The following is a 26,997-nucleotide window of genomic DNA, read 5'->3' on the forward strand; positions in this document are numbered from 1 at the left end:
TGTTTTTTCATTTTCTTCTCGTCTGTGTTATAATTGATAGGATAGAGAAAGAATTTTATGAAATTGAGGATTTTATTATGTTTTCATGGATTGCAAGAGTTATTAAAGGAATCGTCATCGCCTTAGGATTTATCTTGCCCGGGATTTCTGGAGGAGTTCTAGCCGCAATTTTGGGTATCTACGAGCGAATGATTAGCTTTCTGGCTCACCCCTTTAAGGATTTTAAAGAGAATGTCCTATACTTTATCCCAGTAGCAATCGGGATGTTGCTAGGCATTGGTTTGTTTTCTTATCCAATCGAGTATCTGCTAGAAAATTACCAGGTCTATGTTTTATGGAGTTTTGCTGGAGCTATCATCGGTACGGTTCCTAGCCTCCTTAAAGAATCTACTCGAGAATCTGATCGTGATAAGATTGACCTAGTCTGGTTCTGGACCACCTTTATCCTTTCAGGCCTAGGGCTCTACGCGCTAAACTTTGTTGTTGGTTCTCTCAGTGCTAGTTTCGCTAGTTTTATCTTAGCGGGTGCTCTTTTAGCTCTAGGTGTCTTGGTGCCTGGTTTAAGTCCGTCAAATCTACTCTTGATTTTAGGGCTGTACGCTCCAATGCTAACTGGTTTTAAGACCTTTGATTTATTCGGTACTTTCCTTCCTATCGGAATAGGTGCAGGTGCAACCCTCATCATTTTTTCAAAATTAATGGACCACGCCTTGAACAACTACCACTCCCGTGTGTATCACTTTATCATTGGGATTGTGCTTTCAAGCACCCTCTTGATTTTGATTCCAAATTCTGGAAATGCTGAAAGTATCCAATACACTGGACTTTCTATTGTGAGTTATGTTCTCATCGCCTTCTTCTTTGCGCTTGGAATTTGGCTTGGTATCTGGATGAGTCAATTGGAGGATAAGTATAAATAATGGCAAAGAAAGTTAAGATTAAAAAAACCTTGGTCGAACAAATCTTGACCAAAGCGGGTATTGACCATACAGGTATTCAAATCAATGCACTTGAGGGTGAACTTCCTTCAGACTATGATCGAACACATATCTTTAAAACCTTGGCTCTGCTGGGTGACAAGACGGGGCCAATCATCGGAATCCTTCCTATAACAGAACACCTCGCTGAGAAAAAACTAGCAAAGGTTTCTGGTAATAAAAAAGTGAGCATGATTCCACAAAAAGACCTAGAAAAAACGACAGGCTATATTCATGGGGCTAATAACCCCGTCGGCATTCGCCAAAAACACAATTATCCCATTTTTATTGATCAGACTGCTTTGAATTTGGACAAAATGATTGTCTCTGCTGGAGAAGTTGGGCACAGTATCATCATCCGACCTCAAGACTTAGCCAACTTTGTAAAAGCAGATTTTGCTGATCTCTTGGAGGAAAACAACTGATGAAACTCTATTTTGTCCGCCATGGTCGGACTGTCTGGAATCTTGAAGGACGTTTTCAAGGTGCTAGCGGTGACTCTCCCCTTCTTCCAGAGTCCATTGACATCCTAAAACAACTGGGTCAACATCTCAAGGAAATTTCTTTTGATACGATTTATTCTAGTGATTTACCCAGAGCAGTCAAATCTGCTGAGATTATCCAAAGTCAACTCCTAGCCCCTTGTCCTTTGAAGAGCATTCCTGACCTACGTGAATGGCAACTTGGCAAACTAGAGGGATTAAAAATCGCTACACTCAATGCCATTTACCCACAACAAATCAAGGCCTTTCGCTCTAATCTGGCCCAGTTTGATACGAAGATGTTTGAAGCTGAGTCCCTCTACTCTACGACTCAGCGAACCATTCAGTTTATCAAATCTCTGAAAGAAAGTCCGGCTGAAAGAGTTCTGATAGTCGGGCATGGTGCAAATCTCACTGCTAGCCTTCGTACACTTTTAGGCTATAAAGAAGCCCACCTCCGCAAAGATGGAGGCTTGTCCAATGCTAGTCTGACAATTTTGGAGACCGATGATTTTGAAACCTTTACTCTGGAAAGATGGAATGACACTTCCTATCAAAGAAAATAATGGAACTTGATCTTAATAGTCAAGTTCTTTTTAGTTTTCAAAGAATATCCGTGAATTTCTCTGCTATTTATGATAAAATGGGAGTATCGCAAAAAATGACTCATCGTATCAAATTTTGAGTAAAATTAGGAGGAACCCATGTCTACAGAACATATGGAAGAACTAAATGACCAGCAGATCGTTCGCCGTGAAAAAATGGCTGCGCTCCGTGAACAAGGAATCGATCCCTTCGGTAAACGTTTTGAACGTACTGCTAACTCTCAAGAACTAAAAGACAAATTTGCAGAACTTGATAAAGAACAATTACATGAATTAAACGAAACTGCTACTATCGCTGGACGCTTAGTAACTAAACGTGGAAAAGGAAAAGTTGGCTTTGCCCATCTCCAAGACCGTGAAGGTCAAATCCAAATCTACGTTCGTAAAGATGAAGTCGGTGAAGAAAACTACGAAATTTTCAAAAAGGCTGACCTCGGTGACTTCCTCGGTGTCGAAGGTGAAGTCATGCGTACGGATATGGGTGAACTCTCTATCAAGGCAACTCATATCACTCACTTGTCTAAAGCACTTCGCCCACTTCCTGAGAAATTCCACGGTTTGACAGACGTTGAAACCATCTATCGTAAACGTTACCTTGACTTGATTTCTAATCGTGAAAGCTTTGAACGTTTTGTTACTCGTTCAAAAATCATCTCTGAAATCCGTCGTTACCTTGACCAAAAAGGTTTCCTTGAAGTGGAAACACCTGTTCTCCACAACGAAGCTGGGGGCGCTGCTGCTCGTCCATTTATCACTCACCACAATGCACAGAACATTGACATGGTGCTTCGTATCGCGACCGAGCTTCACTTGAAACGTCTTATCGTTGGGGGTATGGAACGTGTCTATGAAATTGGCCGTATCTTCCGTAACGAAGGAATGGACGCTACTCATAACCCTGAGTTTACTTCTATCGAAGTTTACCAAGCTTATGCAGATTTCCAAGATATCATGGACTTGACGGAAGGTATTATTCAACACGCTGCTAAGGCAGTTAAGGGTGATGGTCCAGTTAACTACCAAGGAACTGAAATCAGAATCAACGAACCATTTAAACGTGTTCACATGGTAGATGCTATCAATGAAATTACTGGTGTAGACTTCTGGCAAGACATGACTTTCGAGGAAGCTAAAGCTATCGCTGCTGAGAAGAAAGTTCCAGTTGAAAAACATTACACTGAAGTTGGTCACATCATCAATGCCTTCTTTGAAGAATTTGTCGAAGAAACCTTAATCCAACCAACTTTTGTCTACGGACATCCAGTAGCTGTGTCTCCACTCGCTAAGAAAAATCCTGAAGACGACCGCTTTACTGACCGTTTTGAGCTCTTCATCATGACCAAAGAATACGGTAATGCCTTTACCGAGTTGAACGACCCAATCGATCAGCTTAGCCGTTTTGAAGCTCAAGCGAAAGCTAAAGAGCTTGGTGATGATGAAGCAACTGGTATTGACTACGACTACATTGAAGCCCTTGAATACGGTATGCCTCCAACAGGTGGTTTGGGAATCGGTATCGACCGTCTCTGCATGCTCCTCACTGATACAACTACTATCCGTGATGTATTGCTTTTCCCAACAATGAAATAATACTCTTCGAAAATCTCTTCAAACCACGTCAGCATTTCCTTGCCGTAGATATATGTTCCTGACTTTGTCAGTCTTATCTACAACCTCAAAACAGTGTTTTGAGTAGCCTGCGGCTAGCTTCGTAGTTTGCTCTTTGATTTTCATTGAGTATAAACCCTTATCCTCTGGTACTTGCCAGAGGATTTTTCGATACAAAAAGAGACTGAGAAAAAACTCAATCTCTTTTCTTATTCTTGATTTTTAACTTGACTGGTGGCTACATCTTCCCCAAACCACTTCTGGCTGATTTCCTGGAATTTTCCTTCTTGGTATAGTGATATAAAAGCCTGATTCAGAGCAGCTAGCAAAGTTTTATCAGCAGGTCTAACACCCACTGCAAAAGCTTCACTTTCAAATCCAGCTGAAAAGACACTGTAGTCATTTAATATTCCTTCAGACTGGAGATAATAATTGGCATATACCCGGTCAATCAACAAGGCATCAATCCGGTCATTTTTCAAATCAATTAAGGCTTCATTGAAACTTTGGTATTGATTGGCCTTCTGATCTTTCACTCGATTCTTGAGTAGTTCTGGTTGTCCTTCAAAATTCAAATAGCCAGAAGATCCTGCCTGGGCCCCTAAAACTTTGTCAGTCATATCCTGAATTGAGTGGATATTTTGAGACTTTTTAGAGACCAAAACTTGTTGATTTTCCATGTAAGGAATGGTAAAAGCAACCTTCTCTTTCCGTTCATCTGTAGCTGTATAGCCATTCCAGATGGCATCAATGGTACCATTTTGTAGTTCGGTTTCTTTCATATCCCAGTCGATGGGTTGAAATTTAATCTGAATTCCTAGCTTTTCAGAGACAGCTTGGGCTAGGTCAATATCAAAACCTGCATACTGGCCATTCTTTTCCTCAAATCCCATGGGAACAAAGGTATTGTCAAATCCAATGGTAATGCTTCCCTGTTTTTGATATTTGGCCCAATTATCCTGATTTGGATCACTTGCCTTCTGAGTACAAGCCGTCAGGAAGAAGCTAAAAAACAGAGCAAGTACAAGGGCAATTTTCTTTCTCTTCATAGGCACCTCCTAGTCCTACTTTGGATCAACCTTAAGGATCTGATCAGCAATGTTTTCTGCAAACTGAAGATCGTGGGTCACAACAATCTGAGTCATCCCACGCTCTTTATTTTGAAGGATAAGTTTTTCTACTTCTAATCGCAATTCTGGATCTAAAGCTGATGTAGGCTCATCATATCCAATAATTTCTGGGTTTATCATCATAGCGCGTGCTAAAGCCACCCGTTGTTTTTGCCCACCTGAAAGTGAGAATGGAAAGGCATCTGCATGCCCAGCTAACCCAAGTTGTTCTAATAAACCACGCGCCTTCTTCTCAGCAACTTCCTTCGCCATGCTCATTGTTTTTATAGGCGACAGAGTTAAGTTATCTAGAACTGACAAATGCGGAAAGAGTTGAAAATCTTGGAAAACAAATCCCAGAAGATTGCGCTTTTCTAGTTCATCTATAGCTAGCGATTCGCCGTTATAGTAGATTTCCCCCGAATCGATGGTTTCCAATCCAGCTAACATACGTAATAGGGTTGTCTTTCCGCCTCCTGATGGACCTACGATTGCAAGGATTTGCTTTTCAGGAATAGATAGGCTGAAGTTGGTTAAGATTTGTTTGCCACCAAAGGCCTTGTTAATATTTCGTAATTCTAACATAGCAATCCTCCTATCTGTAATAACTGAACTTCTTCTCAAGTTTTTTCGCTACAATGGTTACAAGACCAATCATAATCAAATAAATCGCCCCGGCTAAGAACATAGGAACAAGACTAGCATCTCGATTGGCTGCTGTCCGACTTGCCAAAATCAAATCTGAAATCCCAAGGGCATAAACCAATGAAGTATCCTTGACCAAACTCATGATTTCATTAAAGACGCTCGGTAAGACAATCTTTGTAACCTGAGGCAAAATAATGTAGCGCACTGTGTCAAAAGGACTAAACTTCAAGACCTTAGCAGCCTCGTACTGCCCTTTAGGAATGGTTTCAATCCCACCACGAAAGATTTCAGCAAAGTAGGCTGCATAGTTCAATACAAAAGCGATCACAGCAGCAGGCAAACGATCTAAACGTATCCCAATGCTAGGGAGAACATAGTAAATAAAGATTAATTGCAAGAGCAAGGGAGTTCCTCGCATCACCCAAATATAAAGGTCAATCAGATAATGGAGGGGTTTCCAGCGGACTTGTAAAGCAAAGGCAACGACAATACCTAAAGGAATTGAAAAGATCAAGACCAGAGCAAAGACTTGAAGCGTCATACTTGCACCGTTCAATAAACTTGGTAATATCTCAAACATATAAGACATACTGCACCTCCTAAAAATTATTGTTCCTATTATAGCATAAATAAACAATTTAGCAAGAGTTTTTGAAAAAAAATTCTATTTTTCAAAAAAACGTATCTGCCAAATTGACGGATACGTTCTTTTAGAGAGATAACTTTTAAAGTGTTTCTAAGAGTTCTTGCATTTGAACATCATCTGGAACGAGTTTTAAATAAGCTTCAGCTTGTACTTTGGCTTCTTCAAAATACCCCAATTCACGCAAAAGATAGCTATACTGCTCCAGAAACTCAGGATTATCCTTGAGGTCAGACGATAGTTCCTGATAGAGCTCATATGCCTTATCTAAATCCTCAATTTTCTGATAAGAACGGGCAATCATCCACTTGGTCAAGAGATTTTCAGGTTCTTGATTTTGGAGAGCGATAATGTCCTCAAACCGCTCTTGTTCCATATAAATAGTTGCAAGGCGAAGAAAAATTTCTTCTGTATCCTCTGCATCATCCTTAGCAGTAAGGAGAAACTGCTCTGCAGCACTAGGATCATGCAATTCGTACGAGAACTGAGAAGCAGCAAGCAAGAGCCGAGTTTCAAATGGATTTTTCTCCAAACCTTGTTTAGCGATACGAAGTGCATCTTCCACCTGATGTTCCTTATGCAAAGCTTGACTATAACCATATTCATATCCTTCAAAATCAGGTGAAATGGTATCAATCTGCTTAAAGTAAAGAACAGATTTTTGATACTCTTCTTGGTCAAAGTAAAGACTAGCCAGTTCAAAGGCAGTTTGGTCATCGTATTCTAATTCTAAAGCTTTCTCTAAGAATTCAGTTGCGGCTTCAAACTTGCCTAACTGGGCATAAGCGTAGCCAATTCGTTGATAGGTTGAGACACCCGTTTGCTCATAGATAGAGCGATTGTCTAATTGAGCATAGCCCTGAATAGCTTCCTGATAATTTCCTAACTCACTATCCAACTCAGCCAAACCAAAAACTAATAAGGCATCATCTGAGTAATTTAGGGCTTCCAGTAACTTTTCACGCGCTACATCTGTCAATCCTTCCAACTGATAGAGGTCTGCCTTCAAGGCCAAGGCCGATACGTACCAGTCACTTTCGAGTGTGATTTCCTCAAGGTAAGCAAAGGCTTCCTCAACATTGCCATCCTCACTAGCAATGCTTGCTAAATTCAGATTCACTTCTGGAAATTCTGTAACGATATGTTGGTAAATTTCTTTTGCTTGAGGATAAAAGCCAATTCCCTCTAGATAGCTTGCTAGTTCGTAAAGAACTTCACTTGAATCTGTTTCGAGGGCTTTGTAAAAATACTGATCCGCTTTGGTTAAATCCTGTTCATCCAAAGCCTGGAGCATGCGTTGACTATTGTTCACTCTTGACTTCCTCTCCTTCTTCTTCATACAAACCGCTGACTTTTTTATACCAGTTAAAGATAGCTGAGATAACGACCTTGGCAGAAGCATAGACAGGAATTCCCAGCAAGACTCCCCAAATACCAAACATGGATCCTGAAGTTAGGAGAACAAAGAGGACATTTATCGGATGGATGTTTAGCTGACTACCTAAAATAAGTGGAGAAACGAAGCGACCTTCAATCGTTTGTTCAACAATAAAGACAATAATCACTTTCAAAAGCATGACAGGCCCCGCTATTAAGCCCAAAACCAGAGCAGGCAACATCGCTAGAAAACTACCCAAGTAAGGTACTAGATTGAGGATACCAGCCGTAATACCAAGAGTCACAGCATATCTGAGACCAATAATCTTAAAGAAGATAATAAACATAATTGCCACGATAATAGCAACTGTAACCTGCCCTCTAACATAGTTTGACAACTGTTTATTAACATCTGACAAAACTTGTCCGACAGGTTCTTTTAACTTGTTTGGGATGAATTTAGTCAGGTAATCTCGCAAGCCTTTCCCATCTCTCAAAAGATAAAAGAGCATGAAGGGTACGATAATAACCGCAACAATGACCTGGGAAACGCTACTGATAAAGGCGCTAACCCAGTTAACAGCTTGAGAAGAGATTTTGCTGGCCCACATGGTCGCCTCACTAGAAACATTGGAAAGAACCTGCTCCAACTGTGGTCTAAAATCATCTGGCAAGCGTTTGGTTACAAGGTCATTGATCACCTTATCAGCATCTTCCAGGTATGTCGGCACATTCTTCGCAAAATTTAAGACTTGACGTTGCAGATTAGGAATTGCGACTGCCAATCCCCAAATGATAAAGAGTCCGATAATGACAAAAACAATACTAATGGCAAGAACACGATTGATCTTGTGCTTCTCCATCCAGTCCACAATCGGATTAAGGAGGTAATAAAGTAAACCAGATAAAATAACTGGCAACATGACAACCCCTAAAAAGTCTAAAACGGGTAAAAAAATAAAACTAATCTTACTTAGAATGAAAATGTTCAGCCCCAGTAACAAGGTTACTAAAAATACAGTGATGGCTTTATTATCTAAAAACCACTTAAAAAACCAAGATAGGCTAAAATGTTTCTCTTTATGTTCCATAAATACATCCTTTCTGTCATTCTCTCATTATACCATTTTTAGACTAAAATAACTCTTTTTTAAAGTGCTTACATGGATGAATCTAGTGCTTCATGACTGCCATTTTGTGGTATAATGAACTTATCATTATTAAGAGGTATGGACATGAAAGAAACTGTTTATTTTGGAACTTACACTCGTCGCTTATCTAAAGGGATTTACAAGGCAGATTTTGATACAGAAACAGGCCAGCTTGCAAATCTTGAACTCTTTGCTGCTGAACCAAGTCCGACCTACCTTGCCTTTGACCAACAGCAACACTTATACACTGTAGGGAGCCAGGATGGCTTAGGTGGAATCGCTGCTTACAAGACAGATGGCGCTTTGCTAAATCATGTGGTTGAAGAAGGCGCTCCCCATTGCTATGTGGCAGTGGATGAAAAACGTGGTCTCGTTTATGGGGCCAACTATCATAAGGGTCAAGTTCTCGTTTATAAACGTCAAACGGATGGTAGCCTCATCCAAACGGATCTAGATCAACATAGTGGACAAGGTCCTCATGAAAACCAAACTTCCCCACATGTACACTTTACGGATCTAACACCTGACCAGTACCTCGTCACCTGTGATCTAGGAACAGATGAGGTAACAACCTATGATGTTAATCCAGAAGGAAAACTAAGTAAACTCTACACTTATCACAGCCAAGCTGGGGCAGGTGCACGCCACATCGTTTTCCACCACCACTATAAGATTGCCTATCTCATCTGCGAACTTAATAGCACGATAGAGGTCTTGATTTATGATGGGGTTGGTGAATTTGAACGCATGCAAGTTATTTCAACCTTACCAGATGGATACGAAGGCTTTAATGCTACTGCTGCCATTCGTCTTTCAAAAGATGGCAAATACCTCTATGCATCCAACCGTGGTCATGATTCCATTGCAGTCTATACAATCCTCGCTGATGGTAGCTTGGAATTATTAGAGATTGTACCAAGCAATGGTAAAAATCCACGTGATTTCGACCTAACTCCTGATCAAGAGTTTCTCATTGCTGTTCATCAAGATTCTGATAACGCAACCGTCTTTAAGCGCAATCCTAAAAGTGGTCGTCTTGCAGAGCTTTCTAACGACTTCCATGTCCCTGAAGGAGTCTGCATCAACTTCCCACATTAAAAAAAATGAACTTGAGTTTCAAGTTCATTTTTTTATAGTCTATTTCCGACATTGATACGGTTGATAGCACGTTGCAATGCGATTTTTGCACGACGTTCTTGGTCAATCAAATGCTTGTCATGAGCTTCTTCGATTTCTCGTTCAGCTCGAAGTTTCGCACGTTCTGCACGACTGATGTCAATATCACGAGCACGTTCTGCTGAGTCTGCTACAATAGTAATGATGTCATTGGCAATCTCGATAATTCCTCCGTTCACTGCAATCCAGTTCACATGAGTATCGTCATCGATTCGTTTTACCTTTACTTCATCAACCGCTAAAACCGCAATCATATTTTCATGTCGTGGCAAGATCCCCATCTCACCATCCAGAGTTCGTACCGATACAAAGCTGGCATGGTGATCATAGACGAGGCCATCTGGTGTCACGATCTGGACAGTTAAATGAGCCATAGATCACCTCTTAAAATCCCATTTTCTCAGCTTTTGCAATCACATCTTCGATTGAACCGACACCACGGAAAGCATCTTCTGGTAGATGGTCATGTTTTCCTTCAAGGATTTCCTTAAAGCCGCGAACTGTTTCCGCCACTGGTACATAAGAACCAGGTTGGCCAGTAAATTGTTCGGCAACGTTAAAGTTTTGAGACAAGAAGAACTGGATACGTCGGGCACGTGCAACCAAAGTCTTTTCTTCATCAGAAAGTTCATCCATACCAAGGATAGCAATGATATCTTGCAATTCATGGTAACGTTGAAGGACACGTTTGACCTCAGCAGCAACTGCATAGTGCTCCTCACCAACAATCTCAGGTGCCAAGGCACGAGAGCTTGAAGCCAGTGGATCAACGGCTGGGTAGATACCCAACTGTACCAACTTACGTTCCAAGTTTGTTGTTGAATCCAAGTGAGCGAAGGCTGTTGCTGGCGCAGGGTCAGTATAGTCATCCGCTGGCACATAGATAGCCTGGATAGAGGTTACAGATCCCTTCTTGGTTGATGTGATACGTTCTTGCAATTGACCCATTTCCGTAGCAAGTGTTGGTTGGTAACCAACGGCTGAAGGCATACGACCCAAAAGGGCAGATACTTCTGAACCAGCTTGAGTGAAACGGAAGATATTATCGATAAAGAGAAGCACATCTTGACCTTCTACATCACGGAAGTATTCAGCAATTGTCAAACCAGTAAGGGCAACACGCATACGTGCTCCAGGTGGTTCATTCATCTGACCAAATACCATGGCTGTTTTCTCGATAACGCCTGATTCTTTCATTTCCCAGTAAAGGTCGTTCCCTTCACGAGTACGTTCCCCAACACCAGTAAATACTGAAATACCACCGTGTTCTTGGGCAATGTTGTGAATCAATTCTTGGATCAAGACAGTTTTACCAACTCCGGCACCACCGAAAAGTCCAACTTTCCCACCTTTAAGGTAAGGGGCAAGAAGGTCGATAACCTTGATCCCTGTTTCCAAGATTTCAGATGAGGTAGACAATTCATCAAAAGTTGGAGCTTTCTTATGAATTGGCTGACGCTCAGCGTCTTCATCGAAAGGAGCATCCAAGTCAATGGTATCTCCCAAAACGTTGAAGACACGTCCCAAAGTTTCTTTACCTACTGGCACAGAGATTGGACGGCCTGTGTCCAAAACTTCCATTCCACGAGTCAAACCATCTGTTGATTCCATGGCGATCGTACGAACCATACCATCACCCAACTCCAAGGCTACTTCAAGGACGATTTTTGTTTTTCTTTCGTCATTTTTGTAGACGACAAGTGCATTATTAATCTCAGGAAGTGTTTCCCCTGCTGCGAACAAGACGTCGACAACGGGTCCAATAACCTGAGCAATTTTACCTGAACTCATCTCCTTCTCCTATTCTATATAAGATACTGTCGGTTCCTAGCTCAACTAGGTCCTAATACTCTTCAAAAATCAAATTCAAACTACGTCAGCGTCGCCTTGCCGTACTCAAGTACAGCCTGCTGCTAGCTTCCTAGTTTGCCCTTTGATTTTCATTGAGTATAAGGTCATTTTAATACGAGGGAGGCAAAGCCTTATTCTAAGGCACTAGCCCCCGCTACGATTTCTGTAATTTCTTGTGTAATCGCCGCCTGTCTAGCACGGTTATACTGGATTGTCAAATCATTGATGACTTTCTTAGCATTATCAGTCGCCGTTTGCATGGCTGTCATACCTGCAGCATTCTCAGCTGTCTTGGCATCGATGATAGCCCCGTATATCATACTTTCTGCAAACTGAGGTAACAACTGCTCTAGAATCTCATCACGACTCGTTTCCAACTCAAAGGTCAAGCTATACTCTTCATCCGCTTCATTTGGATCTAAGTCAACAATCGGCAACATTTGTTCCACACGCATTTGACTTGTGAGAGTATTGACATGATGGTTGTAACAAACATAGAGTTCATCAAAAAGTTCATTTTGATACATTTCAATCGTTTTTGAAATAATTTTACGAACTTCATCAAAACTTGGTTGGTCGGCCAAGCCACGTAGTTCATAGATTGGTTGAATGCCACGAGCCTTAAAGAAATCAGCTCCCATCCCACCGATACAGATGATCTCAAAACCTGTACCATCTGGATGGTATTCTTCTTTCAGCTCCATCACAGCTTTAAGGATGGAAGCATTATAACCTCCAACCAAGCCACGGTCTGAAGTAATAACGATATAGCCTGTTTTCTTAACTGGGCGACTAATGAGCATCGGATTGGTAGAACCACCAGATCCGTTACCATGCAGAATATCCGTCAAAAGCTTACGAACCTTCTGAGCATAAACTTGAAAGTTACGTGCTGCTTCTTCAGAGCGACCTAACTTGGCAGCCGATACCATTTGCATGGCATTGGTGATTTGACTAGTATTTTTTGTTGAGGCGATTTTTGTTTTAATATCATTTAGAGATACTGCCATTTGACACCTCTATTCTTATTGGAAGCTGGATTGATTGAGAAACTCTGTAATCGCAGCATCCAAGACTGCCTCTTCTGGCAAGTCTTTTGTTTCACGAATAGTTTCCAAAATCTCTGGATGTTGTGCATCAAAGAAATCATGAAACTCTTCCTCAAAACGAACAATGTCATCTACTGGAATCGTATCCAAGAAACCATGTGTCAAAGCATAAAGAATGATTACTTGTTTCTCAACAGGTAATGGTTTATGAACTGGTTGTTTCAGAACTTCAACGGTACGACGTCCACGATTTAACTTAGCTTGAGTAGCCGCATCCAAATCAGAACCAAACTTAGTGAAGGCTTCCAACTCACGATATGAAGCAAGGTCGATACGAAGTGTACCAGCAACCTTCTTCATAGCTTTGATTTGTGCAGAACCACCTACACGAGATACAGATGAACCCGCATCGATAGCTGGACGAATACCCGCATTGAAGAGACCATCGCCAAGGAAGATTTGACCATCTGTGATTGAAATCACGTTAGTTGCGATATAAGCAGAGATATCTCCTGCTTGTGTCTCGATAAATGGTAAAGCTGTGATTGAACCACCACCAAGTTCATCAGAAACCTTAGCTGAACGCTCAAGCAAACGGCTATGAAGGTAGAAAACATCCCCAGGGAAGGCTTCACGACCTGGTGGACGACGAAGCAAGAGGGAAAGTTCACGATAAGCGACCGCTTGTTTTGAAAGATCATCATAAACGATCAAAACATGCTTCCCTTGGTACATAAACTCTTCTGCCATAGCAACCCCAGCATAAGGAGCTAGGAAGAGCAATGGAGAAGGTTGTGAAGCAGAAGCTGTCACAACGATTGTGTAGTCCAAGGCACCGTACTGACGAAGTGTTTCAACTTGCGTACGAACAGTTGACTCTTTTTGCCCAATCGCTACATAGATACAGATCATATCTTGACCTTTTTGGTTCAAAATAGCATCAATAGCGATGGTTGTTTTCCCTGTCTGACGGTCACCGATAATCAACTCACGTTGACCACGACCAATCGGAACAAGGGCATCAATAGCTTTCAAACCTGTTTGCAATGGTTCTGATACAGACTTACGTTGCATAACGCCAGGAGCCGGCGCTTCTACTGGACGAGACTTATCGGTATGGATTTCTCCAAGACCGTCAACCGGACGACCAAGTGGATCCACAACACGTCCAATAAGGCTCTCACCAACAGGAACTTCCATGATTTTACCTGTACGGCGAATGGTATCGCCTTCACGAATATCTGTAAAGTCACCTAGGATGATAATCCCAACGTCTGTTGACTCCAAGTTCTGCGCCATCCCATAAGAGCCGTTTTCAAAAATCAACAGCTCCCCACTCATGGCATTTTCAAGGCCGTGAGCACGCGCAATTCCGTCCCCGATATAGGTTACAACACCTGTTTCAGATACATCAAAATTGGGTTTGAAATTTTCAATTTGTTGCTTAATTAAAGCGCTGATTTCTTGTGCGTTAATTGCCAAAAGAACACCACTTTCTATTTCAAATTTTCTTTAACAACTCGAAGTTGTTGTTTAATACTCACATCAATTGTCTTGTGATTAGCAAAAATGACAAAACCACCAATGAGTACTTCATCAATTTGTTCTTTGACGCTCCGCACTTTCAGAGACATTTTTTTCTCTATCAATGGGAGCAGACGTTCCTTCTGTTCATCTGTTAAAGGATGAGCTGAAGAAATCGTGACTACAAAACGATTGGTCTCTTTTTCAAGGCGATTCAAACAATCTGCAATTACTTCATAAAAAAGATTTGCTCTGTGATTGTAAACCAGAACTTGAATAAAGTTTTGCATTAAAGGTGACACAGAGTCTTGAAAGAAACGAACTGTTTTTTCCTTATCTGACTCATCGACTGCCACCTGAGCTAAAAAAGAAGGTAAACCCGTTTCTTCTGCGACTTGCTTGATTTGATCCAAGTCTGAAAAAATCCGGTCCTCTTCTCCTTTTTCAATCACTAATTGGACAAAAGGCATGCTGTACTTTTCAATGACCTTTGCTGTTTTCTTGTCCATTAGGCTTCTCCTAGCTGATCGATATACTGATCAATGAGTTCCTTATGGGCATGACTGTCAAGGTTTTGTGAGATGATTTTCCCAGCTAGACTAACTGTCAAATCTGCCACCTCGCCCTTAACACTTTGTAAAGCTTCAGCTTTATTTTGAGCAATTTCTTGGTTGGCTTTTTCTTTTAAGCGCCCTGCTTCAAGTTTAGCTTCGGCTAAAATATCGGCTTTACTTTTCTCAGCAGTTCCCTTTGCATTCTCGATAATCGTTTTAGCTTCGGTACGGCTACCTGCTAACTCAGCTTCACGTTTGTTAGCTAGTTCCTCAGCCTTTTTACGGGCTTCCTCGGCACCATCAATATCTGAAGAAATCTTTTCAGCACGTTCATCCAAGATGCTGGAAAGATTTCCCCAAGCATATTTTTTCACTAAAAAGATCAATAAAAGGAAGGAACCAGCGATAAGAATAAAGTCACCGATAATGGTACTAATAGTTAAATCCATCTTCTAATCCTCCTCTACTTACTCTTCCCCTTCATTTATTTTTTTACCAATGTACATAGATGACAACATGGTAAATACATAAGCCTGAATACATGAAATGAAAATTGAAAAGGCTGTCCATAACATGTTTGCGATAAAGGCAAAAGGATACCAATACAAAGCATTTTGTGACAAGGCTAATAGCAATCCAGCTAAGACCTCACCGGCAAAAATATTTCCGTAGATCCGAATCGCCAAGGAAGCAAAATTGGTGAACTCTTCTAAAATGTTCATCGGAGTCATAAAGCCAGGTGTAACAAATGCTCTCAAATATTCTTTAACGCCTCTACGACGAACTCCTTCTACATGGGCGATCAAAGTGATCAAGAATGATAGGGATAAATCGTATCCAAGGTTGGCTGTTGGGGAAGTCCACAAGTTATAACCGTTTGTTGTTTGTACTTTTGCCATTAAGCCGATATTATTGGCAACCAAGATAAACAGAAATAGAGAAAACAGAAATAAGGAATAATCCTTGATGTATGATTCTCCAATGTTTGGTTTGGTAAAACCAATCACAAAGTCGTAAATCATCTCAAGAGCATTTTGTTTGCCCTTTGGACGGATGGTCATTTTACGACTTGCCCAGTAGACAAAGGCAAAAACCATCAAAACAGTTACAAGAGACATGGCAAGCAGGGTCAAATCAAAGGATATTGGTCCAATATTAACGGTTGGATTCAAACTTTCTTCCATGGTTTGACACCTCCATTTCTAAATAGAGTTGTCTATTTAATGACAAATGACATCGCCAAGGTTACAAAGAATGTTCCTTCGATAAAGGCAATCCCCATAATCATCAAACTACGCAATTGTGGGATGATATCTGGTTGGCGTGCTGCAGATTTGAACAAACCGTTCATCAAAAATCCTTCTGCAAGAGATACACCCATACAGGCAAGACAAAGTCCGAAAAATGTTAAATTCATGACGAATTCTCCTTTTATTTAAAATTTACTTACTTAGTTTAGTCCTAAAATTTGTTTTTGTCAACTTTTTACTTACATTGGAAGCGTTTCAGATGATTTATTTCTATTTTTGCTATTTTTATACCACTGTATAGATAAGTTTCTCATTTTATGATGAAATGTGTTTCCACTTTTTCTATATTTTCCGAAATAAATTGAAAAATCCAAGTTTAGAACTTGGATAGATTCATTTTATTTGAAATAGTAGGAATAGTGTCGTTTACACCCTGGATTAAATGGAGATTTGCAATAAGGGCAGGCTATTTGTTTTTGATATTCTTGAAATGTTATTGTCCTCTTACAAGCCCCACATAAAATCGGTCGATCCTCCGAAAGCGTCAAGGGGTAGGGTGAAAACAAATGCGTTTCTATAGCATTGTGGCACTGATAGCAAGCATAGTATTTTTTACACTCATAGCACTGGAGGGAAATAATATCCTTTTCACCATGATAGTGAACACATCTGCTTTCATTATCTACCAACAATCCTTGCACTTGAATCATTCCCTTTTCCTTATCTAGGCACGAACTGTGACACTTGTCCCGTCTTCCTTATAGAGATTGATAAGACCTTCTTTGAGAGCTCGAACCATATCCCCAGCTTGCACAGGTTGAGGAACCTTAATGGTCAAGAGTTCCATTGGATTTGGAGCACGGTCGATTTTATTGCCTTTAGAATCGTGAAGATTTTCGATATAGGTTTCAAAATGACGGAAACCTGGTCCATAAAACTCAACTTGATCGCCTTCATTGATAACATTCCGTTGACGAATGGTTGCTGTCTGGGTTGCTTCATCATAAGCTACCACTTCAGCAACAAACTTGTATTCAGGGATTTTACGACGTGCACCAAACAACTGTTCATTTTCTGTAGGTGTGCTATAGTAGAATCCAGTTGACAATTCACGCTGGGCAACCTTCCACATCTCGTCCACCAAGTCCTGTTTGATGGCCTCAAACTTTTCAGGACTTTCGAGATAAGCATCCACAGCCGCCTTGTAGCAGTTTGTTACTGTTGAAACATAGTGAATAGACTTCATACGACCTTCGATCTTAAGACTGTCTACACCATTTTCAATCATATCTGGGATATGGTCAATCATAGACATATCTACGGCAGACATCGAAAATTCTTCTGGGATTTCACCTTTAAGGCTCTTACGTTCTTGGCCGAATGGCATGTCGTAGAGGTCGTATTTCCAACGGCAAGATTGAGAACAACCACCACGGTTAGCATCACGCATACTCATGTGGTTTGAAAGCGTACAACGACCTGAGTAAGAAATACACATGGCCCCATGGACAAATGCTTCAATCTCGACATCTGTACGTTTGCGAATCTCTGCCAATTCTTCCATTGAGACCTCACGCGCCAAAACGACACGAGTCAAGCCCAGTTCTTTCCAAAATTCAAGCGTTTCATAGTTCGTCGCACTGGCTTGGGTAGAGAGGTGGATTTCAAGACCTGGTGCTTCTGTTGCTGCAATCATAATCAAGGCCGGGTCTGACACGATAACTGCCGCAATCCCAATGTCACGCAACTTACGGAACCACTCACCAGCCCCAGCTTCATTTCCTTCGTGCATAACCATGTTGGCAGCTACATAGACTTTGGCACCATACTTGGCAGCGAACTGCACGCCTTCTTCCATCTGTTCAAAGGTGAAGTTTCCTGCACGGCTACGAAGACCATAAGCTTGTCCACCTATAAAAACAGCATCAGCTCCATACCGAACAGCCACTTTTAGCTTCTCTAAAGTCCCTGCAGGCGATAAAACCTCAGGACGTTTTAATATTTTTGTCATTTTTTCTCCTATTTGCAATATAAAAGTTTGACGTTTTTCCTTCTCATTTTATAGTAAATAAAGGATAAAATCAAGTCTAGACAGATTGTTTTGACAATTCTAATCTTTTAAGAAAACAAAAAACTAGCCTTTCTAAACTAGTTATTTTCAAGATAAAATTCAAAGCGTTCACCCACGTATTGACTCTTTACATATTCGAAAGCTGTCCCATCTTCAAGATAAGAAACCTGAGTCAATGCTAAAATCGCATGCCCCTTTTCGACTTCTAGATAGTCAGCAATCTTTTCCTTAGCCAATCTCGCATAAATGGTCTGTTGAGATTTGCCAATCCGGTAGCCATACTGCTGCAAGGTTTGAAAGAAGTGACTGGTGATTTCTTCTTTTTTGAAATCCTTAATAAATTTCTCAGGAATGGATGCGACTTCATAGACTAGTGGAACTTGGTCAGCGTAACGCACCCGTTCCATACGGATAATATTCTCTGTTGGAGTAATCCCCAGCTTTGCGATCTCTTGCTCATTTGGAATAGTTCTTCTGTAAGAAATGAGTTGGCTGGAAGGTACTTTCCCCTGAGATTTGACAATCTCCGTAAAACTGGTTGTTCCTCGCATTTTTTCTTGGACACGAGTGCTAGAGACAAAGGTTCCACTTCCTACACGACGCTCCAAAACTCCTTCCTCGACCAAGAGAGAGATAGCTTGGCGTAATGTCATCCGGCTAACTTGAAACTGTTCAGCTAAATCTCGCTCACTTGGAAGCCTCTCTCCGATTTTCCAATGATGCTCATCTATATCCTTCTTGATCTGATCGTGGATTTTCATATAAGCTGGTAACATGATTCTCACTTCTTTTCTTTATTTTCTCCATTGTACCGTATTTGCTAAGAAAAAGTCAAACTTTGCCTTGTTTAGTTGGTAATTCGCCCCTATTTGTGATAGAATATTGAAAAAGATATTTCTTTTGAGAAAGGAAAAAGATGAGCAACATTTCAACTGATTTGCAAGATGTCGAAAAAATCATCGTGCTGGACTATGGTAGCCAATACAACCAGCTAATTTCACGCCGTATTCGTGAAATCGGTGTTTTTTCAGAGTTAAAAAGTCACAAAATCTCAGCCGCAGAGGTTCGTGCGATTAACCCTGTAGGGATCATCCTCTCTGGTGGACCAAACTCTGTATACGAAGATGGTTCATTTGACATTGACCCAGAAATTTTTGAACTTGGCATTCCAATTTTAGGAATATGCTATGGTATGCAACTTTTAACTCATAAACTTGGAGGAAAAGTTGTCCCTGCAGGTGATGCTGGTAACCGAGAGTATGGCCAATCACCACTTACCCATACCACTTCTGCCCTCTTTGAAGGGACTCCTGAAGAACAGATTGTTTTGATGAGCCATGGCGATGCTGTTACAGAGATTCCAGCTGATTTTGTTCGTACTGGAACTTCTGCTGACTGTCCTTATGCAGCTATTGAAAACCCTGACAAGCACATCTATGGTATCCAATTCCACCCAGAAGTTCGCCATTCTGTATACGGGAATGATATCCTTCGCAACTTTGCCCTTAACATCTGTCAGGCTAAAGGCGACTGGTCAATGGACAACTTCATCGATATGCAGATCAAAAAAATCCGTGAAACTGTAGGTGACAAGCGTGTTCTTCTCGGCCTATCAGGTGGTGTTGACTCTTCTGTTGTTGGCGTTCTTCTCCAGAAAGCAATCGGTGATCAATTAATCTGTATCTTTGTAGACCACGGTCTTCTCCGTAAGGGAGAGGCTGACCAAGTTATGGACATGCTTGGTGGTAAGTTTGGTTTGAATATCGTTAAAGCAGACGCTGCTAAACGATTCCTTGATAAACTTGCAGGTGTTTCTGATCCTGAGCAAAAACGTAAAATCATCGGAAACGAGTTTGTTTATGTCTTTGATGACGAAGCTAGTAAGCTAAAAGATGTAAAATTCCTTGCTCAGGGAACGCTTTACACTGACGTGATTGAGTCTGGTACAGATACTGCTCAAACCATCAAATCACACCACAATGTTGGTGGTCTTCCAGAAGACATGCAGTTTGAATTGATTGAGCCATTGAACACTCTTTATAAAGACGAAGTCCGTGCCCTCGGTACAGAGCTTGGTATGCCAGACCACATCGTATGGCGCCAACCATTCCCAGGACCAGGTCTCGCTATCCGTGTCATGGGTGAAATCACTGAAGAAAAACTAGAAACTGTTCGTGAGTCTGATGCTATCCTTCGTGAAGAAATCGCTAAAGCTGGACTTGACCGTGATATCTGGCAATATTTCACTGTCAACACAGGCGTTCGTTCAGTTGGTGTTATGGGTGATGGTCGTACTTATGACTACACGATTGCCATTCGTGCTATCACTTCTATCGATGGTATGACAGCTGACTTTGCCAAGATTCCTTGGGAAGTCCTTCAAAAGATTTCTGTACGTATCGTAAATGAAGTGGATCACGTTAACCGTATCGTCTACGACATTACAAGTAAACCACCTGCAACCGTTGAGTGGGAATAAAGTTAATGATTTTAAAAAGCCCTAGAAATCAATGTTTCTAAGGCTTTTTCTTTCATATTTTCAAAATCAGAATTTTTTGTAATATGGAAAGTCCTTGAGCTTCAACTCCCCTTTTTAAATCCCTAAAATCATGCTATAATATAGTAAGTATAAGTCCAATAAACTGACCATAGAAGTCAACGATAAAGATTTCTTACATCATCCGTAAGTGTTATTCTACTCTGATTCATACTATAATGAAAGTAACGAAAGATGGAGGTGTTTCACATGGAAACAATTTTACGAGTAGAATCATTAAAAAAGCATTATGGAAAAGAGCCGAATATCACCAAGGCCTTGAACGGCATATCTTTTCAGGTTGTAAAAGGTGAGTTCTTAGGAATTATGGGGAGTAGCGGTTCTGGGAAAACAACCCTCCTTAACTGTCTCGCCACAATCATCAAGCCAACTGACGGCTCTATTCAAATGCAAGAAAAAGATTTAGGTCAGTTAAAAGGGAGCCAATTAGCAGATTATAGAGGCAAGGAAATTGGCTATCTCTTCCAGAATTTTGAGCTCTTGGACAATCTTACAGCCAAAGAAAATATTTTACTCCCCTTGTCTTTGCACAAGGTCGATGCCAACGAAAGCAAGGTTCGGTTAGAATTGCTTTCCCAATATCTGGATATTTCTGAACTTCTGGATAAGTTCCCTTCTCAATTATCAGGTGGTCAACGGCAAAGGGTAGCTGCTACTCGTGCCTTGATTTTAGACCCTAAGATTGTATTTGCGGATGAGCCCACTGGGGCTTTGGATTCAAAAAATGCGACCATTTTGATGCAAAAATTATCCGAAATGAATCAAGTGGAAGAAACCACCATTCTCATGGTGACCCACGATTCCGTCGCAGCCAGCTTTTGCAACCGCATCTTGTTTATCCAAGACGGAAAACTATTCCATGAAATCCGTCGCGATTATCCAAGAGAAAGTCAAGAAGACTTCTACCAAAGAATACTAAAGGTCATGGCAGCCCTAGCTGGAGGTGATGGCAATGTTTTCTAAATTAGTCTCAAGAAATAGCAAGAGAGATCGAAAAAATAATGGCTTGTACTTCAGTTCCATGGTTCTTTCTATTATCTCCTTTTACATCATCCTTTCTTTGTCCCATCAAGATGTGATAATCTTTCTAAAACAAATAGAAAGTGACGCTGTAAACAAACTCTTTAGCATGATTCCTATTCTTTATGTAGCAACGCTCTTTATCCTCTTTTTTCTAGTCTACTTCGCAAGCAGTATGCAGATGGAAAGAAGAAAACATGAATTTGGTGTCTATCTCACACTGGGAATGAGAAGAAGCAAACTGTTCTTGCTGCTCCTACTCGAGGATTTGAGAAACAGCATCCTTGCTCTTGGAATAGGCCTTCCTATTGCCATCTTAATTTCGGAACTAATTAGTCTAATAACAGCCAAAATTGTTGGGTTGGGGATTATTGAACATCAATTTTCTCTATCTACTACAGCTCTACTCTATACAGTCATCGGCTTCCTAGCTGTTAAATTAGTCGTCTTTGTTCTTTTAAGTGCAAAAACAGCCAATAAGGAAATAGGAAACCTGCTATCCTATTCTCCTTCTGGGATGAAGAAACTACTTCCCAAGGGGGTATACCTTCTTGCTTCCGTCCTCGGAATCTTGCTTCTCGGAACAGCCTATTACTTGGGGATGAGTAGACGAGCTTGGGAAAGTGTCATAACCATGGGCTTCACTGTTCTCTTGGGAACTTTTGGAACTATCCTCCTCTTCTTTGGTATGCGTTTATTTATAGACTTTTTGGTCAAGCTTGGAAACAATCGAAAACTTCATGCCTATAATTTTAGACAGATTCAGGAATTAGTTATCCAGCGCTCAACTATACTGGCCATCTGCTCCCTCTTAATCTTCTCTGCCTTATGCCTCTTTGGAGCAGGTGTTGCTATTGCAAGTGGCAATTCAGGCAATCAAACCCACGTATTGGATTATACATTTAGAGGTAGCAAGCAGGAAACAGATGAAAATCTTGATGTGAATACAGTTAAAAAAGAGCTTGAAGCTAAAGGACTAGCATCACAGTTTTCAAAGATTCTACAAATCAAAGTCGGGAAACCAAAAGAAAACGAGTCCGTAGCCTTCGAAGAGATCATCCAGGAGTTGAAAAAGCAAAAAGGCAGCAAGAACAAGGAAATTTTGCTTCAAAGATTTAAACAGTCTACTACTTCCCACCTCATACCAGTTTCCGAATACAATGAACTTAGAAAGGTTGCCAATCTCCCTCCTCTAGAATTAACTAGCAAGGAAGCCTACTTGTATATGGGGAAAGATTTTCTCCCAGATGAAAGTCTCGTCAACTCTGTCCTAAAGACAAACCCTAAAATCAAAGTCATGGGAAATGATGTAAAATTGATTGGAGAAGTGGAGTATTTACCGATTGTAACGGATCGTGAAATCACCCTCTCTGTTGCCCTCATAGTCCCAGATGAAGTCTTTATGAACTATACAGACAGTCGCTACTCGAACTATGTCAGCGGTATCTTAACTCCTGAGCTGGTCAAGGAAAAAGGCCTGATGAGAGCTATCTCAGATACCAATGAAAAGCTAAATCAAACCTCTCTTGGTTATGAAAGCTATATACAAAATATGGGAAGACAATTATTTTACATTATCTCTGCCAGCTATATCACTATCTATCTGGCTATCATCTTCCTTGTTGTCGCTAATACAATCATTGGCGTTCAGTTTTTGATGGGACAAAGACAATCCTACAGACGATACCAAACCTTGATCCATCTCGGAGCCAACTACGAAACTCTTTGTAAATCGTCAGAAAAGCAAATCAACTGGTATTTCGGTCTACCAATAGCCCTTGCACTTATCAGTAGTAGCTTCGGAGTGAGCTCCCTCCTCACAGGAATAGTGCCCGCTAGCGCAAGAATGGTCATGGGGCAGAAATTTATGACAGCAATGCTGATAGTACTGCTCTTAGCTGGATTTGAAGTCATCTATATCAGAATTGTAAAGAAAAATAGCAACAAGTACTTGTTGTCATTAATGGAACCCAAAAGAGATGAATAAGGTAGAATAAAATAGGAAAAGGAGGGGCTGATATGAAGCATATTCTGGTTATTGAAGATGAAGCCTTGATTAGAGATGAAATTGTCATCTTGTTAGAGAAAGCGGGTTATCAAGTTGATAAGTTGACTGACTTCAAAGATACAAGCCAGCAAGTGCTGCAATACGATACAGATCTAATCATACTGGATTTGAATTTACCAGGAGAAAATGGCTTTCAAATTTGTAAAAATCTCAAGTCAAAACGCTCTGTGCCCATATTGGTTCTCACCTCTCGTGAACAATTAAAAGATGAAATCTTCGCTCTGAAATTAGGGGCAGACGAGTACTTAACAAAGCCTTTCAAGAAAGAAAGATTTTTGGCACGTATAGAAAATATCTTAAAACGCTATGAAGGCAGACAAAATCTACTTGAAAAAGATAATTTCCTGCTGGATAGACAGACCTATACCCTTTATATAAATGGACACTCGATTTTACTCCCCCAAAATCAAGGAAAATTGTTAGAAACCTTATTAGTGGCAACTGATTCTGTCGTCACAAAAGAAGAACTAAGCATGAAACTGTGGAATACAACTGAGTTCATCGATGAAAATGCCCTTCAAGTAAACATTGCAAGGCTCAAAAAGGTGATGAAACATGCTGGTATTGCACTTCAAGTCAAGTCCGTCAGAGGTATTGGTTACAAGCTAGAAGAGGTAAATCCAGATGAAACAGAATCTTAAATATTTGGCTACCTATCTGCCCTGGTTACTTGTTCTTTTAGCATTTGATCTATTCACAGCTATCCTGCTTTGGCTTTCAGACGTGAAAAAGTTTCAAGTCCTCATCCTACTCTATCTTTTAGCTACCATCCTGCTCTTTTTTATCCTGTCATTCCTACTTATAAGAAAAGAAAGAAAAAAAGCAACTGCTTATAAGGCTTTCATAGCCAATCCTAAGATGGATACGGAGATAGAATTATTGCGTTTATCAACTGTCTCAGAGAAAGAAAGCATCGAAGAAATCGCAAATGCGCTTTACCAAAGGCAAGCGGAAATAGGAAAGCTCAACTCATTACTAGCCGACTATGAGGACTATGTTGAAAAATGGGCTCATGAAATCAAACTTCCTCTATCGCTTCTTTCCCTCCTTTTGGACAACCAAAGTGACCAGTTGCCAAAGGATACAACTTTTAAGTTGGACTATGTGAAAAATCAAATCCAAGGAATAGTATCACAGATACTATTCTATTACAGGGTGAAAAGTGAAAAAAATGATTTTCTATTTGAAGATGTCGACCTCCAAGAGTGTATTCAGGATCTTTTGGAAAACTTTGATCCCTTGCTCAAAGAAAAGAAATTTACGATTAAGGTAGAAAACATACAAGGAATCTGCTATACCGATCAACGCAGTTTTGAATTTATCCTCTCTCAAATCCTAGCCAACGCCCTTAAATATAGTTCTGACAAGCCAGAACTCAAGATTTCTATGTTAAGTGACAAGGGGCGCACAAGTCTGATTATTAGGGATAATGGCTGCGGAGTTAAAGCTTGCGACCTCCCTCATATCTTTGAAAAAGGTTTTACAGGTGATTCAGGAGACATAAGGAAAAAATCAACAGGCATGGGTCTCTATCTGGTCAAACAATTAGCAGATGCTTTAAAAATCGAAATCACAGTAAAATCTGAATGGATGCATGGATTTGAAATCATTCTTTCTATTTAGTCATTTTTCGAGTAAGAAAATTGCCTAATCATAGAAAGCACATATTTTATAACAAAAAGGAAAGCACTTCTGCTTCCCTTTTTTATTTGCGTTTTTTCTTCGCTTTTTTCATTTTGTTGGCCATGCGTTTCATAGACTGTTTCATGGCAAATTCACCGATTTTACCTTTTAGTCCACCACCAAACATCTGGCTCATATCTGGCATTCCTGCTCCTCCGAGAGCTGACATATCCGGCATGCCACCCTGTCCCATCATGCCTTCAAGGGCAGACATATCCATTCCTCCCATATTTGGCATATTTTTAGGAAGGTTATTGGGATTGATTCCCATTTGCTTCATCATTTTATTCATATCTCCAGACATGACACCTTGCATGAGCTGTTTAGCCTGGTTAAAGTCCTTGATAAATTTATTGACTTCGACAAAGGTATTACCAGAACCAGCAGCGATACGACGGCGACGACTTGGATTTAACAGATCAGGATTTTCACGTTCTTCAGGTGTCATGGAAGATACGATGGCACGTTTGCGCGCAATCTGACGCTCATCCACCTTCATATTTTGAAGGGCAGGATTGTTAGCCATACCTGGAATCATCTTGAGTAAGTCTTCCATTGGCCCCATGTTTTGCACCTGATCCAATTGATCGATGAAATCATTGAAATCAAAGGTGTTTTCACGCATCTTCTCAGCCATTTCAAGGGCTTTTTGCTCATCGTATTCCTGAGAAGCTTTCTCAATCAAGGTCAACATATCCCCCATACCAAGGATACGGCTTGACATACGGTCTGGGTGGAAGGTTTCGATATCTGTAATCTTTTCACCCGTACCAGTGAACTTGATTGGTTTACCAGTGATATGACGAACAGACAGAGCCGCACCACCACGTGTGTCTCCATCAATCTTGGTAAGGATGACACCAGTTACTTCCAACTGAGCATTAAACTCACGGGCAACATTAGCCGCTTCCTGACCGATCATGGCATCAATGACAAGGAGGATTTCGTTTGGTTGGGCTAAGGCCTTAACGTCACGAAGCTCGTTCATCAAGAGCTCATCAATCTGCAATCGACCTGCCGTATCAATCAAGACATAGTCGTTATGGTTGGCTTGCGCTTGCTCCAAACCTTGGCGAACAATTTCAACAGCAGGCACTTCTGTTCCAAGTGCAAAGACAGGAACATCAATTTGTTGTCCAAGTGTTTTCAACTGATCGATGGCTGCTGGACGATAAATATCTGCCGCAATCATCAAAGGACGTGCATTTTCTTCCTTCTTGAGTTTATTAGCCAGCTTACCAGCAAAGGTTGTTTTACCAGCCCCCTGTAAACCGACCATCATGATAATGGTTGGAATTTTTGGTGACTTGATAATCTCAGCTGTATCAGAACCTAAAACGGCTGTGAGTTCCTCATCAACGATTTTGATAATCTGTTGGGCAGGATTGAGGGTATCAATGACCTCATGTCCGATTGCACGTTCACGAACCTTCTTGATAAAGTCCTTTACAACAGGCAAAGCAACGTCGGCTTCCAGCAAGGCCAAACGAATCTCTTTGGTCGCTTCCTGGACATCAGCCTCAGATATTTTTCCTTTTTTACGTAGATTTTTAAAGACGTTCTGTAAACGTTCTGTTAAACTTTCAAATGCCAT

General features: G+C 40.8%; 27 protein-coding genes. 10 read left to right on the forward strand and 17 right to left on the reverse strand.

Annotation, left to right across the window (positions count from 1 at the left end; genetic code table 11):
* Positions 1–77 precede the first annotated feature (77 nt).
* From HMPREF2655_RS09055 to lysS, 4 genes are all read left to right on the forward strand, one after another.
* Complete coding sequence (locus HMPREF2655_RS09055; RefSeq protein ID WP_070838656.1) at positions 78–920, forward strand: DUF368 domain-containing protein; 843 nt, start codon at positions 78–80, stop codon at positions 918–920.
* Positions 920–1,402, forward strand: coding sequence for an aminoacyl-tRNA deacylase (locus tag HMPREF2655_RS09060; RefSeq protein ID WP_070838658.1), 483 nt, complete (start codon positions 920–922; stop codon positions 1,400–1,402). Before HMPREF2655_RS09055 ends, HMPREF2655_RS09060 begins: the two co-directional genes overlap by 1 nt.
* Positions 1,402–2,025, forward strand: a complete 624-nt coding sequence (locus HMPREF2655_RS09065; protein WP_070838660.1) for a histidine phosphatase family protein — start codon at positions 1,402–1,404, stop codon at positions 2,023–2,025. Before HMPREF2655_RS09060 ends, HMPREF2655_RS09065 begins: the two co-directional genes overlap by 1 nt.
* A gap of 138 nt (positions 2,026–2,163) precedes the next feature.
* Positions 2,164–3,654, forward strand: a complete 1,491-nt coding sequence (gene lysS, locus HMPREF2655_RS09070) for a lysine--tRNA ligase (RefSeq protein WP_000102441.1) — start codon at positions 2,164–2,166, stop codon at positions 3,652–3,654.
* 227 nt (positions 3,655–3,881) lie between these two features.
* Here lysS and HMPREF2655_RS09075 read toward each other — a convergent pair whose 3' ends face one another.
* The 5 genes from HMPREF2655_RS09075 to HMPREF2655_RS09095 form a co-directional block, all read right to left on the reverse strand.
* Positions 3,882–4,721: an amino acid ABC transporter substrate-binding protein gene (locus HMPREF2655_RS09075; RefSeq protein WP_000823416.1), complete on the reverse strand. Its 840-nt coding sequence runs from the start codon at positions 4,719–4,721 to the stop codon at positions 3,882–3,884.
* Positions 4,722–4,736: 15 nt separating this feature from the next.
* A complete protein-coding gene (locus HMPREF2655_RS09080) occupies positions 4,737–5,366 on the reverse strand; it encodes an amino acid ABC transporter ATP-binding protein (RefSeq protein ID WP_000891742.1) in 630 nt (209 codons plus the stop codon).
* 10 nt (positions 5,367–5,376) lie between these two features.
* Positions 5,377–6,018, reverse strand: coding sequence for an amino acid ABC transporter permease (locus HMPREF2655_RS09085; protein ID WP_070838662.1), 642 nt, complete (start codon positions 6,016–6,018; stop codon positions 5,377–5,379).
* 136 nt (positions 6,019–6,154) lie between these two features.
* Positions 6,155–7,384, reverse strand: coding sequence for a tetratricopeptide repeat protein (locus HMPREF2655_RS09090; protein WP_070838664.1), 1,230 nt, complete (start codon positions 7,382–7,384; stop codon positions 6,155–6,157).
* A complete protein-coding gene (locus HMPREF2655_RS09095; protein ID WP_070838666.1) occupies positions 7,374–8,540 on the reverse strand; it encodes an AI-2E family transporter in 1,167 nt (388 codons plus the stop codon). The genes HMPREF2655_RS09090 and HMPREF2655_RS09095 overlap by 11 nt, the downstream gene beginning before the upstream one ends.
* Positions 8,541–8,684: 144 nt before the next feature.
* On the opposite strand from HMPREF2655_RS09095, the gene HMPREF2655_RS09100 reads away from it, so the two are divergent.
* Positions 8,685–9,698 carry a lactonase family protein gene (locus HMPREF2655_RS09100; RefSeq protein WP_070838668.1) on the forward strand — a complete coding sequence of 338 codons (1,014 nt, stop codon included), beginning with the start codon at positions 8,685–8,687 and terminating at the stop codon, positions 9,696–9,698.
* 32 nt (positions 9,699–9,730) lie between these two features.
* Here the strand turns inward: HMPREF2655_RS09100 and HMPREF2655_RS09105 are convergent, their stop codons facing one another.
* The 11 genes from HMPREF2655_RS09105 to HMPREF2655_RS09150 form a co-directional block, all read right to left on the reverse strand.
* The gene (locus tag HMPREF2655_RS09105) at positions 9,731–10,150 is read right to left on the reverse strand and encodes a F0F1 ATP synthase subunit epsilon (protein WP_000940836.1); all 420 of its coding nucleotides are present in this window, start codon (positions 10,148–10,150) and stop codon (positions 9,731–9,733) included.
* Positions 10,151–10,160: 10 nt separating this feature from the next.
* Positions 10,161–11,567 carry a F0F1 ATP synthase subunit beta gene (gene atpD, locus HMPREF2655_RS09110; RefSeq protein ID WP_000094373.1) on the reverse strand — a complete coding sequence of 469 codons (1,407 nt, stop codon included), beginning with the start codon at positions 11,565–11,567 and terminating at the stop codon, positions 10,161–10,163.
* A gap of 191 nt (positions 11,568–11,758) precedes the next feature.
* On the reverse strand, positions 11,759–12,637 hold the full coding sequence (locus HMPREF2655_RS09115; RefSeq protein WP_000301231.1) for a F0F1 ATP synthase subunit gamma: 879 nt from the start codon (positions 12,635–12,637) through the stop codon (positions 11,759–11,761).
* A gap of 15 nt (positions 12,638–12,652) precedes the next feature.
* Complete coding sequence (gene atpA, locus HMPREF2655_RS09120; RefSeq protein WP_045617024.1) at positions 12,653–14,158, reverse strand: F0F1 ATP synthase subunit alpha; 1,506 nt, start codon at positions 14,156–14,158, stop codon at positions 12,653–12,655.
* A gap of 14 nt (positions 14,159–14,172) precedes the next feature.
* Positions 14,173–14,709 carry a F0F1 ATP synthase subunit delta gene (locus tag HMPREF2655_RS09125; RefSeq protein ID WP_070838670.1) on the reverse strand — a complete coding sequence of 179 codons (537 nt, stop codon included), beginning with the start codon at positions 14,707–14,709 and terminating at the stop codon, positions 14,173–14,175.
* A complete protein-coding gene (gene atpF, locus HMPREF2655_RS09130) occupies positions 14,709–15,203 on the reverse strand; it encodes a F0F1 ATP synthase subunit B (RefSeq protein ID WP_045617021.1) in 495 nt (164 codons plus the stop codon). Before atpF ends, HMPREF2655_RS09125 begins: the two co-directional genes overlap by 1 nt.
* A gap of 18 nt (positions 15,204–15,221) precedes the next feature.
* The gene (atpB, locus tag HMPREF2655_RS09135; protein WP_000392938.1) at positions 15,222–15,938 is read right to left on the reverse strand and encodes a F0F1 ATP synthase subunit A; all 717 of its coding nucleotides are present in this window, start codon (positions 15,936–15,938) and stop codon (positions 15,222–15,224) included.
* A gap of 32 nt (positions 15,939–15,970) precedes the next feature.
* Positions 15,971–16,171: a F0F1 ATP synthase subunit C gene (locus HMPREF2655_RS09140; protein WP_001054551.1), complete on the reverse strand. Its 201-nt coding sequence runs from the start codon at positions 16,169–16,171 to the stop codon at positions 15,971–15,973.
* Between the two features lie 231 nt (positions 16,172–16,402).
* On the reverse strand, positions 16,403–16,714 hold the full coding sequence (locus tag HMPREF2655_RS10170; protein ID WP_071788310.1) for a CHY zinc finger protein: 312 nt from the start codon (positions 16,712–16,714) through the stop codon (positions 16,403–16,405).
* 14 nt (positions 16,715–16,728) lie between these two features.
* Entirely contained in the window at positions 16,729–18,015 is a 1,287-nt protein-coding gene (locus tag HMPREF2655_RS09145) for a peptidase U32 family protein (RefSeq protein WP_070838672.1), read from the reverse strand.
* Between the two features lie 137 nt (positions 18,016–18,152).
* Entirely contained in the window at positions 18,153–18,851 is a 699-nt protein-coding gene (locus HMPREF2655_RS09150; protein WP_045617014.1) for a GntR family transcriptional regulator, read from the reverse strand.
* A 140-nt stretch (positions 18,852–18,991) separates the two neighbouring features.
* Here HMPREF2655_RS09150 and guaA point away from each other — a divergent pair, with 140 nt between their 5' ends.
* The 5 genes from guaA (at position 18,992) to HMPREF2655_RS09175 (ending at position 25,343) form a co-directional block, all read left to right on the forward strand.
* The gene (gene guaA / locus HMPREF2655_RS09155) at positions 18,992–20,554 is read left to right on the forward strand and encodes a glutamine-hydrolyzing GMP synthase (RefSeq protein ID WP_000065697.1); all 1,563 of its coding nucleotides are present in this window, start codon (positions 18,992–18,994) and stop codon (positions 20,552–20,554) included.
* A gap of 267 nt (positions 20,555–20,821) precedes the next feature.
* Positions 20,822–21,595 (forward strand): ABC transporter ATP-binding protein, encoded by a 774-nt coding sequence (locus tag HMPREF2655_RS09160; RefSeq protein ID WP_070838675.1) that lies wholly within the window; start codon positions 20,822–20,824, stop codon positions 21,593–21,595.
* On the forward strand, positions 21,585–23,639 hold the full coding sequence (locus tag HMPREF2655_RS09165) for an FtsX-like permease family protein (RefSeq protein WP_070838677.1): 2,055 nt from the start codon (positions 21,585–21,587) through the stop codon (positions 23,637–23,639). The genes HMPREF2655_RS09160 and HMPREF2655_RS09165 overlap by 11 nt, the downstream gene beginning before the upstream one ends.
* A 32-nt stretch (positions 23,640–23,671) precedes the next feature.
* Complete coding sequence (locus HMPREF2655_RS09170; protein ID WP_070838679.1) at positions 23,672–24,361, forward strand: response regulator transcription factor; 690 nt, start codon at positions 23,672–23,674, stop codon at positions 24,359–24,361.
* Positions 24,345–25,343 (forward strand): sensor histidine kinase, encoded by a 999-nt coding sequence (locus HMPREF2655_RS09175; RefSeq protein WP_070838681.1) that lies wholly within the window; start codon positions 24,345–24,347, stop codon positions 25,341–25,343. Before HMPREF2655_RS09170 ends, HMPREF2655_RS09175 begins: the two co-directional genes overlap by 17 nt.
* Positions 25,344–25,425: 82 nt before the next feature.
* Here the strand turns inward: HMPREF2655_RS09175 and ffh are convergent, their stop codons facing one another.
* On the reverse strand, positions 25,426–26,997 hold the full coding sequence (ffh, locus tag HMPREF2655_RS09180; RefSeq protein WP_049500276.1) for a signal recognition particle protein: 1,572 nt from the start codon (positions 26,995–26,997) through the stop codon (positions 25,426–25,428).

The organism is Streptococcus sp. HMSC066F01 (assembly GCF_001837335.1).
In the GTDB taxonomy this organism is placed as follows: domain Bacteria; phylum Bacillota; class Bacilli; order Lactobacillales; family Streptococcaceae; genus Streptococcus; species Streptococcus oralis_S.